This is a genomic window from Agrobacterium rosae, from assembly GCF_002915175.1.
GTDB lineage: Bacteria > Pseudomonadota > Alphaproteobacteria > Rhizobiales > Rhizobiaceae > Agrobacterium > Agrobacterium rosae.
Genome location: NZ_NXEJ01000012.1, coordinates 265,753 through 280,844 on the forward strand (window position 1 = coordinate 265,753; position 15,092 = coordinate 280,844).

The window sequence follows — 15,092 nt, forward strand, 5'->3', positions numbered from 1 at the left end:
GCTGTTTGCGGGTATGGCACGCACCATACCCGCACACGCGCCGACGACGCGTCAGATGCCGAACCTTCGTCGTTCGCCTTTTGGAGCCTCATGCAGACGGTAGAGAAACAGATCAAAAAGGGCCAAGGCGAACAGTTAGCCGACAAGCCGCTCTACGTCACGCTCAAGGATTATGTTCGAAGCCGTGTCGAAACCGGCGAATGGTCGGTCGGTCAACGGGTTCCCTCGGAAAACGAATTGGTCGAGCTGCTCGGCGTTAGTCGTATGACCGCCAACCGTGCATTGCGGGAACTGGCGGATGAAGGCTTCGTCATTCGTGTGCAGGGCAAGGGTTCATTCGTTGCCAGCAAGAAGCGAACGTCGCAGTTTCAGAGCGTGCCCAACATTGCCGATGAGATCACCCGCAATGGCGGCGTCCACACGGCCAACGTCATCGTGCTGCGCATGGAAAGCTGTGACGCCGAACTGGCAGAGGCGCTTTTGGTCGAGATCGGAAGCCCGGTGTCGCATTCGATCATGGTCCATGCGGAAGACTCCATGCCGATGCAAATTGAGGATCGTTTCGTCAACCACACCATCGTTCCGCACTACATCGATCAGGACTTCAACAGAACCACGCCGAACGGCTATCTCACATCCGTGGCGCCGATCGTAAAAGCCGAGCAGCATATCGAGGCGGTGACGGCGCAGCCTTGGGAGTGCAGACTGCTCGCCATTTCCAAGACGGAACCGTGCCTTCTAGTGCGCCGCCGCACGTGGTCTGAAGCCGGCGTGATCTCCTCGGTGCGCCTGCTCTACCCCGGCAGTCGCTACCGCCTTTACAGCACCTGATCCTTCATTCGGGGACGATGCCCGTCTCCTCCCGAATGAACAGTCCCTTTCCGAACGAATATCAGGACACTCGCATGACCGTGTTGCTCGATGACAGGCTAACTTGGCAGGAGGTGGCGGCTGTCAGTAGGGGAGAAGCGTTAGCCCTGTCGGACGCTGCCCTTCAGCGCATCGAGACGGCGCAGCAGATCGTCGACAGCATTGTCGAGCGCGGCATCCGTGCCTACGGGGTCAACACCGGCGTCGGAGCCTTGTCAGATACGGTGGTCGACCGGGCAGCGCTTGGCAAACTTTCGCACAACATCATTCTGAGCCACGCCTGCGGCGTCGGTCGCCTTCTCCCGCCTCGCGACGTGCGCGCAATCATTGCAGCCCAAATCGCCAATTTCGCCCATGGATATTCCGGCGTCAGCCGACAGATTATCAAGCATCTGACGACCTTTCTCGAACTGGACTGCATTCCAGACGTGCCCTCTCGCGGATCGGCAGGATATCTCACCCATAACGCGCACACAGCACTCGTCCTCATTGGCGAAGGCTCCGCCAGAATAGGAGGACGCATCTTCAGTGGGCGGGACGCATTGGCCGAGATCGGACTGGAGCCGCTGGTGCTTGGCCCGAAGGAAGGGTTGTGCCTTGTCAATGGCACGGCCTGCGCCACCGGACTTTTCAGCGTTGCTCTCGACCGCGCCTCCCGGCTGCTCGACTGGGCCGATGCGGTTGCTGCCTTGACACTGGAGGCTACCGGTTGCCAGATATCCGCCTTTAGCGAGCCCGTCCTTTCGCTGCGCGTTTCCGATGGCATTGCCAAGGTCGGCGCGGCCTTGCGCGCCCGCCTGGCGGGAAGTGGCCTTATAGAGGCATCGAAAGGCCGCCGCACACAAGATGCGTTAAGCCTGCGCGCCATTCCCCATGCCCATGGTGCCGCACGCGATCTGTTCCAGACATGTGCCACCGTTGTAGATCGAGAACTCGCATCGGTCACCGATAATCCAGCAGTCGCTGGCACGCCGGAGGAGCCGCTCGTCTGGTCGGAAGCCCATGCGGTGGCCCCGGCGCTTGGCCTCGCCGCAGACTCTCTTGCGATCGCCATTGCCCAGATCGCGGCTATGAGCGAGAGACGAATCGACAGGCTGGTCAACCCGCTGGTGAGCGGGCTGCCACCTTTCCTCGCCTCCGATCCGGGAAGCCACTCCGGGTTCATGATCGCGCAGTATACTGCTGCCACTCTTGCAAACGACAATCGACGGCTTGCGGCCCCCGCCTCGACCGATGGTGGCCTGACCTCCGCTCTTCAGGAGGATTTCCTGGCGCATCCGACGGCCGCCGCCAACAAGCTTCTCGCCGTTCTCGACAATGCTGAATACATCCTAGCCATCGAATGGATGGCCGCCACACAGGCCCATGATTTTTTAGAAAGTGTGGCGTGCAGGGCACCGGGCACGGACGTGCTCCACAGCCTATTGCGGTCGCAGCTCAGCCATTACGTGGATGACCGCCCAATCTCGTCCGACATGGAAAAAACGAGACTGTTCTTATCGCAGGCCATCCCTCCACAGTTACTTTAGTCAATTCGGGCGGGCGGCTACATCAGTAAGTCAAGCTTGACGGACTTGGCACGGATGAATGGCAGGCCTTTGCGCTGTCCCGTCCAGCCAACGACATGCAGATCCCTTGCCGCAGCTTCGTATCGTTCTGCCAGCATCCATGACTGACAATCGATTGCGGCAAAATCCGCTTTACCCCTTGCCACGGCTATGACCGAGGCGCGGTGTGCACCGGTTTCGATTAATGCGGAAAATAGGTCGAGACTTTCGCCGATGGATTCCAAGTCACGCTTTAAGGCTAGATAACCCGACATCGAGCGATGCTCGTTGAAGGCAAGTTTCCGGCCCTGAAACAGCGTGACCGGCAAGACAGGTCCGCCAGTGTCAGGCACCGCGACGCTCGAGCCATTCTCCCTGCGGGCAATAACGGCGCTCGAGTAGAAGATACCAGAGCCGCCTGCGATATTGTCATAGGAGCTTTGACCAATGACCTGGACATGATCCTGCAGGCCAAGCTCCATCGGCCCCCAGCAGGTGGTCGCGATAAGAAGAGCTGGGTGGCGCCAGAGGACGGCAAGGTCGAGGGCGTCAGGATCGAGCGTCGCTGGGTCTGGCGCGATGAGCGATCCGCCCTCCCTGCGAATGCCGCCTGGAACTGGGGGCATGTCCGCGTTGCGTCGAACGAGGTGCTGTGGCGCATCAATGCCTTTTGCCATGAAACGGGCACGCATTTCCTCCCAAGTGCCATCCACATTGGAACGCACTTCTGGCCAGTCGTACATCGGCAGAGCTGCAATCCATCTCACGCGGACAGATCCGATGTTACGACGTTGCCGGGTAGAAGAAAGTCAGAAAGATTAATCTGCTCCTGGGAGGAAACGATAGTCATGGGCAAAGCGTCGTCACGCCTCAGGACTGGATGAACCACGGGCTCCTTCGCCTTGAATGCGAAGGCGCGGAAGACTTCGAAATAGTTGGTAAAGACGTAACCCTCATTCATCCTTTGCCAGTCCGCGCGTCCGCTACGATAGAGCGATGGAAGGTCATACCAGGCCACGGTAGGCAACTTGTGATGCACGAAGTGCAGGTTGTTATAAAGAAAGAGGGGTGCAAGTAGCGAATTTTCGACGATGATCGTCCGCCCGTCCGGCTGTTCCGCCCACTGATGCTCGCAATAGGAGCGGATGGCGATAATCGAAACCCCAAGATAGGCGGAAACGCCGACATAGAGCCAGACCGGAATGCCGAAGAGATGAGAGACGACCAGCAAGGTCGGGATGAGCCCCGAAAGGTGAAGCATCCATGCAATGATGACCTTGCGATCGCCCTTCAATATCTTACACCACTCTGAGGCGGTGAAGCCGACAACCATCAGAGGCGGGCCGATAATCACCCGTCCGATCAATGTGTTGTTCCAGGACAACAGGTGCCTGAGGAACACCGGCATCGTCTCCCAGTCGCTCAGAGCGCGGTAGTAGCTTTCAGGATCGTCAAAAGGATCGGTGAGACGCTCATCCGCGTGGTGCTGAAGGTGCGTCCGTTTGTAGCTGCGATAGGGGTAGAACACGCCGAGTGGTGCAAAGACCAGCGCCTCATTCACCCGTGCGCTTCTCGTAGGATGCCCATGTAGAACCTCATGCTGAAGCGAGGAGTGTAAGGCCACCGCCACCCCCATCAGTAAGAGCGCTGCGATTGGATAGGTCGGATAAAGACCGTAGCCTGCAGCCCCCCAAAATCCGTAGCACGCAGACAGCAGACCGATCGTGGGCCACTCTATTCTCATCTTCCGCATTAGACGGTGGTGCGATCGTAGTTTTTGTCTGTCGGAAAAAGTTCCGCTCATCATGATCCCCACAAATTATCCCGGATCAGGATCTCATCGACAATGCAAGCGAGCAACGAGAGGATGGTGACCAATTGTTGTTTCTGGTAACAGGAGGTGTAATGTGTTTACTTTTATAAACAATGAGGTTGATTATGGACAAGCGGGCTCTGGCGGAACTTTTTCGTGTCCGCTTGCTAGAACTTGTGACACGTTCGGGCGTCACACACTCCGCGTTTGCAGCCGGGATCGGCATTGATCGCTCGGCGCTTTCGCAGCTTTTGTCGGGTGATTCGGCGCGTCTGCCGCGCGTGGAAACCCTCCTCAACATTGCCGAGCGCCATGCGGTTTCGCTCGATTGGCTTTTGGGCATCTCGCACGACCCCGGCCTGACAGGCGAATTGCGACCGAGCTTCGAAATCGAGGAAGGCGGCGAGGATTATACCGATACACTGCTAATGAAATGGCATGCCGAGGCGACTGGGTCGAAGATCCGCTATGTTCCAGCACGCATCCCCGACCTGTTGCGGACCCCTCAGATCATAGCCTTCGAAGCCGAGAGCGCGCATCAGAACGTCGGACCGCAGGCCAGTGAGACGGCCTTTCGGCTCGATTACAATCGCCAACCGGGCACTGACATGGAGGTCTGCATGCCGTGCGAAACGCTGGAAGCCTTTGCACAGGGACAGGGCATGTGGAGCGGGTTGAAAAAAGAGGTCAGAGCCGCACAGCTGCGTTACATGTCCGATCTTATCAATGAGCTGTATCCATCCTTCCGCCTGTTTCTGTTTTACGAAAAGGAGCGCTTCTCCGTGCCTTACACGATCTTTGGATCGCACCGCGCGGCGATCTTCGTGGGCGGCATGTATCTCGTCCTCAACAACGCCGAGTCGATCCGCAAGATGCAGCGCCACTTCGATGAATTGATCCGGTTTACCCGCGTGCATGCGCATGAGAGCGCCGACTATGTGAGATCGCTCAAGGTTCATTGAGAGTAGAGCGATCAAAGGCAGCCTGTTCACTGACCGAAGCTACAGCTCTAGACAGGATATGAACTCTCGGCATCCTTGTGTTATACGAAAAACGCAAACAAAACTGCCTGTCACCGGCGCAATGAACTTCTGGTCTGCGCGATCGAAGCAAGAAGGGCCGCGCCGACTGGAATGATATCATCGTCAAACTCGTAGGCTGGATTGTGCAGCGGAGCAGTGTTTTCCTGGCCAATGAAAAAATATGCGCCGGGAACAATATTCAACATATCTGCAAAATCTTCACTCGCCATGAACGGTGGGCAATCTGCCGTCACCTGCGTTTCGCCAAGCAGCGAACCTGCTATGTCGACTACTGCTTGTGTCTGAGCATGATGATTGAAAAGCACCGAGAAAACATTTCGGATATCGACGTCGATCTCTACGCCGTAGAGCGCCTCGCAGCCCTTTGACGCCTGACGCATCTTTTCGCGTATGAGCAATCTCGTCCCTTCATCCAGAGCGCGGATCGTTCCACCACACTCCACGACGTCAGGGATGACATTGTAAGCTGAGCCAGCCAATATCTTTGTGACCGAAATAACCGCAGAAGAAATAGGCGAGACGTTTCGTGAGACGATCGTCTGAAGCGACTGGATCAGCGTGTTCATGACAATGACAGGGTCAATCGTCGTATCGGGCAAAGCTGCGTGACCTCCCTTGCCCTTGATGCGGATATCGAAGAAGTCGGCCCCTGCCATCGCGGGGCCTCTTGAGATTGCAACCGTTCCTTTGGGATGATGCGGTGCGTTGTGAAGCGCATAGATTTCATCACACGGGAAACGTTCGAACAGACCGTCGGCTATCATCGCCCGCGAGCCGCCCAATCCTTCTTCAGCGGGTTGGAACACGAACATTACAGTCCCTGAGAAATTCCGGGTTTCCGAAAGGAAGCGGGCGGCTCCAAGAAGCATCGTCATGTGTCCATCGTGCCCGCAACCATGAAAGCGATTGTCATGGCGAGACCGATAGGGAAGATCGGTCAATTCCTGCATTGGCAAAGCGTCCATGTCCGATCGCAAGGCAATCGTCGGGCCTTCACCGTTTTTCAGCAACCCCACCACGCCGGTCTTGCCGATGCCCCGGTGCACTTCTACGCCCATGTCCTGCAAATGCGTTGCTACGACATCTGAGGTTCGCTCTTCCTCAAACCCGATTTCGGGATGAGCGTGGAGATCATGGCGGATGGCGACAAGGTCGGGAAGAAAGCTCGTAATGTGATCGATGATTGACATGCACTTCATTCCTTAGGCTTAACCACGGCGCTCGTGGCACGCAACATCAGTTCCGCTCGTTGTTGGCTCAAGTCGAGGTCGGTCTGTCCAGCACCGCTCGACTTTGATCGGGCAGCGGGTGACAAAAGGACAGCCAGTTGGTGAAGCAAGTGGACTTGGAATTTCGCCGGACAGAACGATCTTCTTGCGTGCTCTTTGCGCCACCGGATCTGCCAGTGGAATAGCAGATATCAGCGCCTCAGTATAAGGATGGCGTGGCGCTCCGTACACATCATCGGTTTTACCACGTTCGACGATCGTGCCGAGATACATGACCACCACGTCGTCGGCGATATGGCGAACGACCGACAAATCGTGAGAGATGAACAGATAGCTCAAATTCAGGTCTCGTTGCAGTTTCATCAGAATGTTGAGGACTTGCGACCGGATCGAGACATCAAGGGCCGATACGGCCTCGTCACACACGATCAGTTTGGGAGATAGGGCAAGCGCCCTCGCAATCACCACGCGTTGCCTTTGGCCACCCGATATTTCGTTGGGGAAACGGCTGGCCTGCATGGCTGAAAGACCGACCATCTCCATGAGCTCGGCCACGCGCCTGGCGCGATCCGGACGCGACCAGCCACGGATTTTCAGTGGTTCGCCGATGCTGTCGGCAATGGACATCTTGGGATTGAGTGCGGCACTCGGATCCTGAAAGACGATCTGCATCTCGCTTGAGATGAGTTCGTGTCGTGCCTTCGGCTGCATCGAACTCAGAGGCTTGCCATCAAAATGGATTTCGCCGCTGGTGACGGATGCAAGACCCAGAATTCCGTACCCGGTCGTGGACTTGCCGCACCCGCTTTCGCCAACAAGCGCAAGAGTCTTACCGCGTTCGATGTCCATCGAGACGCCATCCACGGCCTTGAGGACGGCGCGTCCGCCAGATGCTGCAGGCTGGCTGACATTGAAATGTATCTTGAGGTCTTTTACGGAGAGAAGGGGTGAAGTCATGCCAGTTCCACCGTTCTTTCAGCGTGCCAACATTCACGCAGGTGAGTGTCTCCGCCGACGGCGCGGCCATTCGGCGCAGGTTCTGTGGCTGGCTGTATTTCGCAAATCGCATCGCTCAAGGGACAGCGATTGCGGAAACGACAGCCAGCAGGCCAGTTGCCAACATCGGGAACTGTGCCTTTTATTGTGTTAAGTTCTGTTTTGCGTGTCCCAGAAAGCTTGGGGATCGTCGTCAGCAGAAGTTTTGTGTAGGGATGCGCTGGCGCGGCAAACACGTCGTCCACCAAACCTGTCTCCACAATTCTGCCCGCATACATAACAGCCACGCGGTCAGCCATCTCGGCCACGACGCCCATGTCGTGGGTAATCAGCAGGATGGACATGCCGGTTTCCTGTCGGAGGCTCTTCATGAGGTCGAGGATGGACGCCTGGATGGTCACATCAAGCGCCGTCGTCGGCTCGTCGGCAATCAGAAGTTTCGGCTTGGAGATCAGCGCTGCCGCAATCGAGACACGCTGGCACATGCCGCCGGAGAGCTCGAAGGCGTACTGGCTGTAGCGTCGCTCAGGGTCGGAGATACCGACGCGGCGCATGATCTCGATGGCCGTCTCTTTGGCTTCGGCCTTGCCGGTTCCGCGATTAAGAATGAGAGCTTCGGCAATCTGGTCACCGACATGCATCAGGGGATTGAGCGCGGCAATCGGCTCCTGGAAGATCACCGACATATTGGCACTGCAAAAGGCTCGTCGGTCTTTCGGACTCAGATTGACGACATCCCTATCGGCAATCCGCAGATTTCCCTGCATCTTAGCCGCGTCTGGTAGGAGCCCCAGAATAGACAGTGCCGTCATGCTCTTGCCACAGCCACTTTCGCCGACGATGGCCAGTATCTCGCCCTGCTGTATTGAAAGGTCAATCCCATCGACAATCGCGGCGCCATCGATGCTGACGCGTAGCCCTTCCACATTCAACAGCGGCACCGATTGCCCAACCATCACGTTGCCTCCTTGCCGGTCTTGCCCTCAGCCGCCACATGGGCCCAGGGGCTGTAGGGGTGCGCCTGGCCGACACGCATGCCGTCGCTTCTGATCATCACAGCCGACGGGATCGCAAAATTGACCGGGTAGAGCGCATTGTCGACAATCTCTACCGGATAGTGTTTGGATACGGCAGCGGCGATGTCGTCCGCATCGCGTTGGTCGATCTTGATCGTCGGCGTGCTGCTGTCTATGCGGGGGCGATGAAATGCGTCTTCGAGCGTCAATCCGTAATCGACAACATAGGAAACAAGCTGCGTCAGCGCCGGGAAAATCTGGCGACCACCCGCGGCGCCGATGGCCATAAACGGCTGTCCATCCTTGCGCAGTACGAGCGGGCACATATTGGCAAGCGGCTTCACACCTGCAGCGATAGAGTTCGGGTGGCCCGGGCGCGGATCGAACCACATCACGCCATTGTTCATCAAAAAGCCGGTTTCCGGCAACGCGACCTTCGATCCGAACCGGGACAGGAGCGTGTTTGTCAGTGAGACCATGTTGCCATGGGCATCGACCACGCTGATATGGCTGGTGCAATCACCATCTGGTGTCGCCGCCTGTCCCATCGTGGTCAGCCGTTTCCGATAGGACGTGCGTGCCGCGGTGGCATAGGCAACGGCTGAGGTCGCATCCGGCGTTGCCTGAGCCGAAAGAGAATTCGCAAGCAACTCCATCGCGTCGATAAAGCTCGGCCCGCCGCTCAATCCCGGCATCACATTGATTTCGACCCCACGGTAATCCATCGTCCTGGGTTCGACCCAGCGCGGCTGGTAGGAGGCGAGATCTTGCAGATCGATGGGCGAGCCACCCGCGCTGAGGTCACGCACCAGACTTTTGGCGATATCACCTTCATAAAAGTCACGCGCACCCACTTCTGCCAGCCGCCTCAGAACCTTTGCTTTGGCTTTCATAGGACGATAGACGTCTGCGGCACGGTCTGAAGTGCGGGGCGGTTTTCCATTCTCCATGAAGAGATCAGAGGTCGTCGGGAACGTCGACAGCGTTGCCCATTCGGTCGCGATACAGAAACAGGAATACCAGTCCATCAGCAGACCGCGCTCGGCGTGCTTTATGGCAGGCGCGAGTGCCTCGGCCCAGCTCAATGTCCCAAAGCGCACAAGTGCCTCGGAAAAGCCTGCAATGGTTCCCGGGACGCATATGGATGAGTAACCGATGAGGTTACGGTCGTCTTTCACACCCGGCCAATTGAACCAGTCACCGCCTTGGTCGCCAGTGATCGGATAGCTCTCCGGGTTCAGTCTGCGCGATGATTTCACACCAAAATCAAGACCATGGACCTCGCCGGTTTTCACGTCCGCGTGGAGCAGAAACCCGCCTCCGCCTATGCCCGAAAGCCATGGCTCCACGATGCTCAGGACAAGGCCTGTGACGACTGCGGCATCCATGGCGTTTCCGCCTTTTGCCAGAACATCCGCCCCGGCTTCCGCAGCGAAACGGTTCTGGGCCGAAACGATGCCGGCGCGACTTTCGACGGAAGGTTTCTGTATTGTCCAGGTCTGCATAAGGCTATTCCATGTTTGTGCGGGTTTTGAAACCCACCGGTATTTCGGCATCGACGTGATATCTGTCACGATTGGGCGAGTTTAGGTGATGTCTGGCGATGTCGCCGACGGTGGCGATCCACACGTTTTTTTCCTGCGTGACGAGGTCGAGCAGCTTTTCGAGGAGATGGATGCGGTGCGCCCTTCCGGAAATCCAGTCATGGACGGTCAGCATCAGCATGCCACCGTAACGGTGCAGGTTTTGCCACTCGTCACGCCATATTTCGAAAACAGCCTGTGGCGACGCCGGTGGCCAGTGGTCAACTCCGCCGCCTAAAAATTTGAAATAAATGGCGTCATCGATTGCCCATTGCACCGGAACCTCAGCGACATCGCCAATGGTGTATGGATGATCGAAGCCCGACAGCGATGTATCGTAAAGCCCGTGGCGCTTGATCTCCGCCAGCATATGAGGCGTCAGCTCCCACGCGGGTGAGCGAAAACCGGCCGGTTTTATCCCCGTTTGGCTGCGGAAAATATCGAGTGACCGTTCAAGCGCCTCGGAGAACTCGTCATCGCTCGTCTGCGAGACGATTTCATGAAAGTAGCCATGCAAACCGATTTCGTGGCCTCGCTCGACCATAGCTGGCAGCAGCTCAGGATAGAACTCGGCCACTGAACCCGGCACGAAAAAACTGCCTTTGATGTCGTATCGATCCAGCAAGTCAAAGATGCGCCAGATCCCGACCCGGGGACCAAAGCGCCGCTGCTCCAACTGACCAAGATATCGTGGAGACGCGTCGTCCCGGTTCTGCCAGAGCCACGGGGAATCGGCATCGACATCGACAGAAAAAGAAAAGGCGCTGTTCTTGCCGTCAGGCCATTGATAGTTAGGCCATGGACCTGAATTCTTCAAATGATTTGTCAAAGCGCGGTCCTCTTGTCTTGAAAGACCGTCATCACCCCTGCGGAATTGCCTCCATCGACGGTGAGCGTCGCGCCGGTCACATAAGCTGCGGTGTCACCAGCGAGGTAAAACAGCGCGTCGGTGACATCCTTTGCGGACGATGCCCTGCCCAGCGGGATGGTGTTTGTCACGGTATTGACGTGGTCATCGGTGAGCTTGCTGACGGCGCTGCCTGCTGCAAAGCCGGGCTCGAGCGCATTTACGCGAATGCCATATTCCGCAAGCTCGAGAGAGAACCCTTTGGTCAAGCGATCGAGCGCTGTCTTCGAAACGCAATACGGAACAACGGTGCGACGCATCTTGCGGGCGGCACCAGAGGAGATGTTGACGATATTGCCCCGCACCTTCTCCTTGATCATCAACAGAGCCATGCCGCGCGTAATCGCAAAGGGAGCGCGCAGATTGATGTCGAAAATCTGGTCCCATTCCGCGACATCGATATCCAGAAGGAAGCCGCTTGGGTAGATGCCGGCATTGTTCACGACAACATCCGGTGCACCCCAGTTGTTTCCGACAGCGTCCACAAGTCCCTGGATAGACTGTGCATCCGTGAGATCGCAGGTGTGAACAAACGATTGTTCGGTCAGGCTCAGCCGTGCAGCAAGTGTGTCGAGTTCTGCTGTTCGGGCATCGGTGAGACACAAATGCGCACCTGCTGAATGGAGCGCCTCGACAATCCATTGACCGATGACGCCACACGCACCTGTCACAACGATCCGTTTACCGGAAAAACCGCTACTCATAGAACTACCTCATTTTGGGGTCGAAGCGATCACGAAGCTGGTCGCCGAGCATGTTGACGGAAAGGACAAGGAGAAACAGGCAGATGCCGGGGAACGTGGCGATCCACCAGGCGGTGGCCACATAATTGCGCCCCACGCTGAGCATCGCGCCCCAGCTGGCGGTGGGTGGTTGGACACCCAGTCCGAGGAAAGAAAGCCCCGCCTCAAACAGCACCATGAGGCCAAACTCCAGCGTTGCGACAACGATCAGCGCACCCATGATGTTTGGCAGGACATGGCGCAGAAGAACGTGCAGAGTACCGGCACCCATGAAGCGCGACAACCGCACATAGGGCATATTGGCGACGGACAGAGTCTGGCCGTAGGCAACACGGGCGTAGCGTGGCCAGCGTGTCAGCGCCAGGACGATCACGACATTGACGAGGCCGGGACCAAGGATCGCGACAGTTATGATGGCCAGCAGGATGGCTGGAATGGAAAGGAAGATGTCGGTCAGGCGCATGATGACCGTCTCGACCACGCCACGGGCGTAACCAGCGATCATTCCAAGCGCAGTGCCGACGATGCCGGAGAGGATGACAGACGAGAACGCAACGAAGAGCGACACGCGTGCGCCATATATCAGACGGCTTACTAGATCACGACCAAGCTCGTCGCTGCCCAGTGCGTAAAACACGTTGCGTGCGGTTGTGCCCGGGACTTTCAGTCGCCCCAGAAGATTTTGTGTGTTGGGATCATAGGGCGCAATGAGGGGTGCGAAGATGGCAGCCAGCACGAAGAGCGCCATGATGATGATGAATGGCAGCGCCTTAAGATTGCGACGCAGACGTCTGGGGTTTGTGCGCGGAGATGCCGCCGATACTGCGCCGCTCATCGCTTGATCTCCAGTTTGATGCGCGGATCGACAACGCTGTAGAGAACGTCTGCAAGGATGTTCAGCGCGATGGTCACGAAAGCCCCCATGATGACGACGCCCTGAACGATGAGAAAATCGCGGGAAATGATAGACTGCACCGTCAGCTGCCCAAGGCCCGGCCATGCAAAGACCGTTTCCACGATCACGGCACCGGCGAGAAGATTGGAGATTTCGAGTGCGGCGACGGTGATGACGGGTATGGATGCGTTTCTCAGAAGATGTTTGACCACCAGTCGCCCCAGCGGCACGCCACGGGCGCGTGCTGTCCTGACATAGTCCTTGGAGAGTTCATCGATCAGCGCCGTGCGCGTCACACGGGCAAAGGTCGCCATGCTGATCAGCCCTAGTGCAATGGAGGGCAAGATGAGGTGTTCGAAACCGCCTGCCGATGACGGCGGCAGCCAGCCGAGTTTCACGGCAAAAAACATGATGAGCAGAATACCGCTCCAGAATGTCGGGAGGCTTTGCGCCGCCAGCACAACGCCAGCCAGAAACACACTGACCGGATTGCGGTGAAACAGCGCTAGAAAGATTCCGACCGGAATACCGATGCCACAGGCTACGAAGAGCGCGCCACCGGCGAGCATCAATGTGTAAGGCAGTCTCGACGCGATGATATCGATTACCGGCACGTTCTGGATGATCGATCGCCCGAAATCGAACCGCATCAGGTCCAGAAGAAAGGAAGCATATTGAACGAGAAGCGGCCGGTCGAAGCCGAGGGAACGCCGCATCGCTTCGATATCTTGAAGCGATGCCGTTTCGGGTACCAGCAGGAAGGTCGGGTCGCCCGTCAGACGCTGAAGAAAGAAGATGAGCGTCGTGACGCCGAAAACCACGACCAAAGCCTCGCCCAGTCGTTTGATAAGAAAATGTTTCATGATGCTGCCAACATCAGTCAGCCCACGTCATGCGGTTGAGGAACATGCTTTCATTCGGCGTCGGCTTCCATTGGAGCTTGTTCGAAGCACCGTAGATGATCGCGGCCTGATAAAGCGGAATAAGGTAGTTCTTTTCCGAGTTGATCTGCTGCACGGTTTTATAAAGCTCCAGCCGCTTGGCCTCATCAAGCGTTTGCCGCGCTGCGACCAGCGCATCGTCAATCGACTTGTCGCCTGCCGTGGCCCAGCCACTGGTGGAATTCAGCGTCGGGAATAGAATGCCATCGGCATCCTGACAGGCGCAGGACCACCGGCTGAACGCCGTTGCCGGGACGGTCGCTGGCCCGCCTTGCATCTGCTTTAACCAGGTTGCCATGTCGGTCATCTGGATTTGCGCATTGAGGCCTACATCGGTCAGCATCTGCTGTAATGCCTGCACGACGCGCTGGTCATACACGGGTGACGTCAAAAGTGGGATCGGCTGTGCTGCCGCCGAACCCGCGGCTGCAATCAGTTCCTTGGCTTTTTCTGGATCGTAGGGTGTGGAGGACAGACCTGCTACCCAGCCAAAATGCGCAGGACTCATGAATTGATCGACTGGCTTATCATATCCACCAAGAATACCCTGGGTGATGCCCTCCTTATCAATAGCGTAGGCAACAGCTTTACGCAGGTCGGCATTGTCCATCGGAGCCTTTTGAGCATTGAAGGCAAAATAGGCGACCCGTTCGGTCAAGACAGACAGTGCTTTGCCGTAGGCAGAGCCTTCAAGCTGGGCGGCCAGGTCGGAATCGAGCGTGACGACAAGATCTGCAGCTCCGGCCTGAATATTGGCAAGGCGCGTGGCTGCATCCGGGACAGCACGAAATGTCACTTCCTTGAACGGTCCCTTGTCACCCCAGTAGTCTGCATTGGCCTCGACGACGACTGCAACGCCGCGATCCCAGCGCTTGAATTTATACGGCCCGCTGCCAACCGGATTGAGATTGAAAGCGTCCTTGCCAATTTTTTCAACGGTCTCCTTCGGCAGCACCGAAAGCTTCACCAACTGCGCGAGCAGGGCCGGATAGGCACCGTCTGTCGTCAGCGTGACCTTTGACGGGCCTGTCACCTCTGCATTCACGATCTTATTGAACTGGCTCAGCTGTGGGCTTGCAAAAGCAGGATCGATGATCCGCTTCACGCTGAAGGCCACATCTTCCGGGGTCAGCTTCTGACCGTTGTGAAAGGTGACATCGTCACGAATGGTGAACTCGATCCTCGTATCGGACAGATACGTCCACTCGGTCGCCAGTTGCGGAACGATCTTGCCGTCATCGTCGCGTGTGACGATGTTGTCGAAGATGTTTCGATAGACGAAATAGCTGTCTGGGTTCCATTGCAAATGGGGATCCAGTGACGACGGCTCGTTCACCAGGTTGACCGTGAACATATCTCTTGCCATCGCAAATTGCGGGGTGGCCGTCGAAAGCAACCAACCTGCGGCTACGGCAAGCAACCCGTTCCTCACGTTTTTCATGTTCGTTCCCTTTATACTCGAAGCTTTCTGCTTCTTTGAGCTGGTGCCAGATACGCTCTGGCAAGCGT

At 57.1% G+C, this 15,092-nt stretch carries 14 protein-coding genes; 3 read left to right on the top strand and 11 right to left on the bottom strand.

The window, feature by feature from the left end:
- Positions 1-90: 90 nt before the first annotated feature.
- Both hutC and CPJ18_RS24030 read left to right on the top strand, forming a co-directional pair.
- Positions 91-831: a histidine utilization transcriptional repressor HutC gene (gene hutC, locus CPJ18_RS24025; protein ID WP_103660281.1), complete on the top strand. Its 741-nt coding sequence runs from the start codon at positions 91-93 to the stop codon at positions 829-831.
- A gap of 74 nt (positions 832-905) precedes the next feature.
- Complete coding sequence (locus tag CPJ18_RS24030) at positions 906-2,399, top strand: HAL/PAL/TAL family ammonia-lyase (protein WP_103660350.1); 1,494 nt, start codon at positions 906-908, stop codon at positions 2,397-2,399.
- Positions 2,400-2,416: 17 nt separating this feature from the next.
- Here CPJ18_RS24030 and CPJ18_RS24035 read toward each other — a convergent pair whose 3' ends face one another.
- Both CPJ18_RS24035 and CPJ18_RS24040 read right to left on the bottom strand, forming a co-directional pair.
- Positions 2,417-3,160: a phosphate/phosphite/phosphonate ABC transporter substrate-binding protein gene (locus CPJ18_RS24035; RefSeq protein ID WP_103660282.1), complete on the bottom strand. Its 744-nt coding sequence runs from the start codon at positions 3,158-3,160 to the stop codon at positions 2,417-2,419.
- A 20-nt stretch (positions 3,161-3,180) separates the two neighbouring features.
- The gene (locus tag CPJ18_RS24040) at positions 3,181-4,224 is read right to left on the bottom strand and encodes a fatty acid desaturase (protein WP_103660283.1); all 1,044 of its coding nucleotides are present in this window, start codon (positions 4,222-4,224) and stop codon (positions 3,181-3,183) included.
- Positions 4,225-4,355: 131 nt separating this feature from the next.
- Here CPJ18_RS24040 and CPJ18_RS24045 point away from each other — a divergent pair, with 131 nt between their 5' ends.
- Positions 4,356-5,192, top strand: coding sequence for a helix-turn-helix domain-containing protein (locus tag CPJ18_RS24045; RefSeq protein ID WP_103660284.1), 837 nt, complete (start codon positions 4,356-4,358; stop codon positions 5,190-5,192).
- 110 nt (positions 5,193-5,302) lie between these two features.
- Here the strand turns inward: CPJ18_RS24045 and CPJ18_RS24050 are convergent, their stop codons facing one another.
- Genes CPJ18_RS24050 through CPJ18_RS24090 form a run of 9 tightly spaced genes read right to left on the bottom strand, consistent with a single transcriptional unit; the run spans position 5,303 to position 15,024 of the window.
- A complete protein-coding gene (locus tag CPJ18_RS24050; protein WP_103660351.1) occupies positions 5,303-6,463 on the bottom strand; it encodes a M20 aminoacylase family protein in 1,161 nt (386 codons plus the stop codon).
- Between the two features lie 18 nt (positions 6,464-6,481).
- Entirely contained in the window at positions 6,482-7,459 is a 978-nt protein-coding gene (locus CPJ18_RS24055) for an ABC transporter ATP-binding protein (protein WP_103660285.1), read from the bottom strand.
- Positions 7,456-8,454 carry an ABC transporter ATP-binding protein gene (locus CPJ18_RS24060; protein ID WP_103660286.1) on the bottom strand — a complete coding sequence of 333 codons (999 nt, stop codon included), beginning with the start codon at positions 8,452-8,454 and terminating at the stop codon, positions 7,456-7,458. Before CPJ18_RS24060 ends, CPJ18_RS24055 begins: the two co-directional genes overlap by 4 nt.
- The gene (locus CPJ18_RS24065; protein WP_103660287.1) at positions 8,454-10,019 is read right to left on the bottom strand and encodes a gamma-glutamyltransferase family protein; all 1,566 of its coding nucleotides are present in this window, start codon (positions 10,017-10,019) and stop codon (positions 8,454-8,456) included. The genes CPJ18_RS24060 and CPJ18_RS24065 overlap by 1 nt, the downstream gene beginning before the upstream one ends.
- Before the next feature lie 4 nt (positions 10,020-10,023).
- On the bottom strand, positions 10,024-10,926 hold the full coding sequence (locus CPJ18_RS24070) for a polysaccharide deacetylase family protein (RefSeq protein WP_103660288.1): 903 nt from the start codon (positions 10,924-10,926) through the stop codon (positions 10,024-10,026).
- Entirely contained in the window at positions 10,923-11,708 is a 786-nt protein-coding gene (locus tag CPJ18_RS24075) for an SDR family NAD(P)-dependent oxidoreductase (RefSeq protein WP_103660289.1), read from the bottom strand. Before CPJ18_RS24075 ends, CPJ18_RS24070 begins: the two co-directional genes overlap by 4 nt.
- A gap of 4 nt (positions 11,709-11,712) precedes the next feature.
- The gene (locus CPJ18_RS24080; RefSeq protein WP_103660290.1) at positions 11,713-12,582 is read right to left on the bottom strand and encodes an ABC transporter permease; all 870 of its coding nucleotides are present in this window, start codon (positions 12,580-12,582) and stop codon (positions 11,713-11,715) included.
- On the bottom strand, positions 12,579-13,505 hold the full coding sequence (locus CPJ18_RS24085) for an ABC transporter permease (protein ID WP_103660291.1): 927 nt from the start codon (positions 13,503-13,505) through the stop codon (positions 12,579-12,581). Before CPJ18_RS24085 ends, CPJ18_RS24080 begins: the two co-directional genes overlap by 4 nt.
- A 13-nt stretch (positions 13,506-13,518) precedes the next feature.
- Complete coding sequence (locus CPJ18_RS24090; RefSeq protein WP_103660292.1) at positions 13,519-15,024, bottom strand: ABC transporter substrate-binding protein; 1,506 nt, start codon at positions 15,022-15,024, stop codon at positions 13,519-13,521.
- Between the last annotated feature and the right edge of the window lie 68 nt (positions 15,025-15,092).

Excerpts from the sequence above, each read along its gene's own strand:
- CPJ18_RS24060 (WP_103660286.1), bottom strand. The coding sequence starts at position 8,454 with ATGGTTGGGCAATCGGTGCCGCTGTTGAATGTGGAAGGGCTACGCGTC.
- hutC (WP_103660281.1), top strand. The coding sequence starts at position 91 with ATGCAGACGGTAGAGAAACAGATCAAAAAGGGCCAAGGCGAACAGTTA.
- CPJ18_RS24050 (WP_103660351.1), bottom strand. The coding sequence starts at position 6,463 with ATGTCAATCATCGATCACATTACGAGCTTTCTTCCCGACCTTGTCGCC.
- CPJ18_RS24055 (WP_103660285.1), bottom strand. The coding sequence starts at position 7,459 with ATGACTTCACCCCTTCTCTCCGTAAAAGACCTCAAGATACATTTCAAT.
- CPJ18_RS24085 (WP_103660291.1), bottom strand. The coding sequence starts at position 13,505 with ATGAAACATTTTCTTATCAAACGACTGGGCGAGGCTTTGGTCGTGGTT.
- CPJ18_RS24090 (WP_103660292.1), bottom strand. The coding sequence starts at position 15,024 with ATGAAAAACGTGAGGAACGGGTTGCTTGCCGTAGCCGCAGGTTGGTTG.
- CPJ18_RS24035 (WP_103660282.1), bottom strand. The coding sequence starts at position 3,160 with ATGTACGACTGGCCAGAAGTGCGTTCCAATGTGGATGGCACTTGGGAG.
- CPJ18_RS24075 (WP_103660289.1), bottom strand. The coding sequence starts at position 11,708 with ATGAGTAGCGGTTTTTCCGGTAAACGGATCGTTGTGACAGGTGCGTGT.
- CPJ18_RS24045 (WP_103660284.1), top strand. The coding sequence starts at position 4,356 with ATGGACAAGCGGGCTCTGGCGGAACTTTTTCGTGTCCGCTTGCTAGAA.
- CPJ18_RS24040 (WP_103660283.1), bottom strand. The coding sequence starts at position 4,224 with ATGATGAGCGGAACTTTTTCCGACAGACAAAAACTACGATCGCACCAC.
- CPJ18_RS24065 (WP_103660287.1), bottom strand. The coding sequence starts at position 10,019 with ATGCAGACCTGGACAATACAGAAACCTTCCGTCGAAAGTCGCGCCGGC.
- CPJ18_RS24080 (WP_103660290.1), bottom strand. The coding sequence starts at position 12,582 with ATGAGCGGCGCAGTATCGGCGGCATCTCCGCGCACAAACCCCAGACGT.
- CPJ18_RS24030 (WP_103660350.1), top strand. The coding sequence starts at position 906 with ATGACCGTGTTGCTCGATGACAGGCTAACTTGGCAGGAGGTGGCGGCT.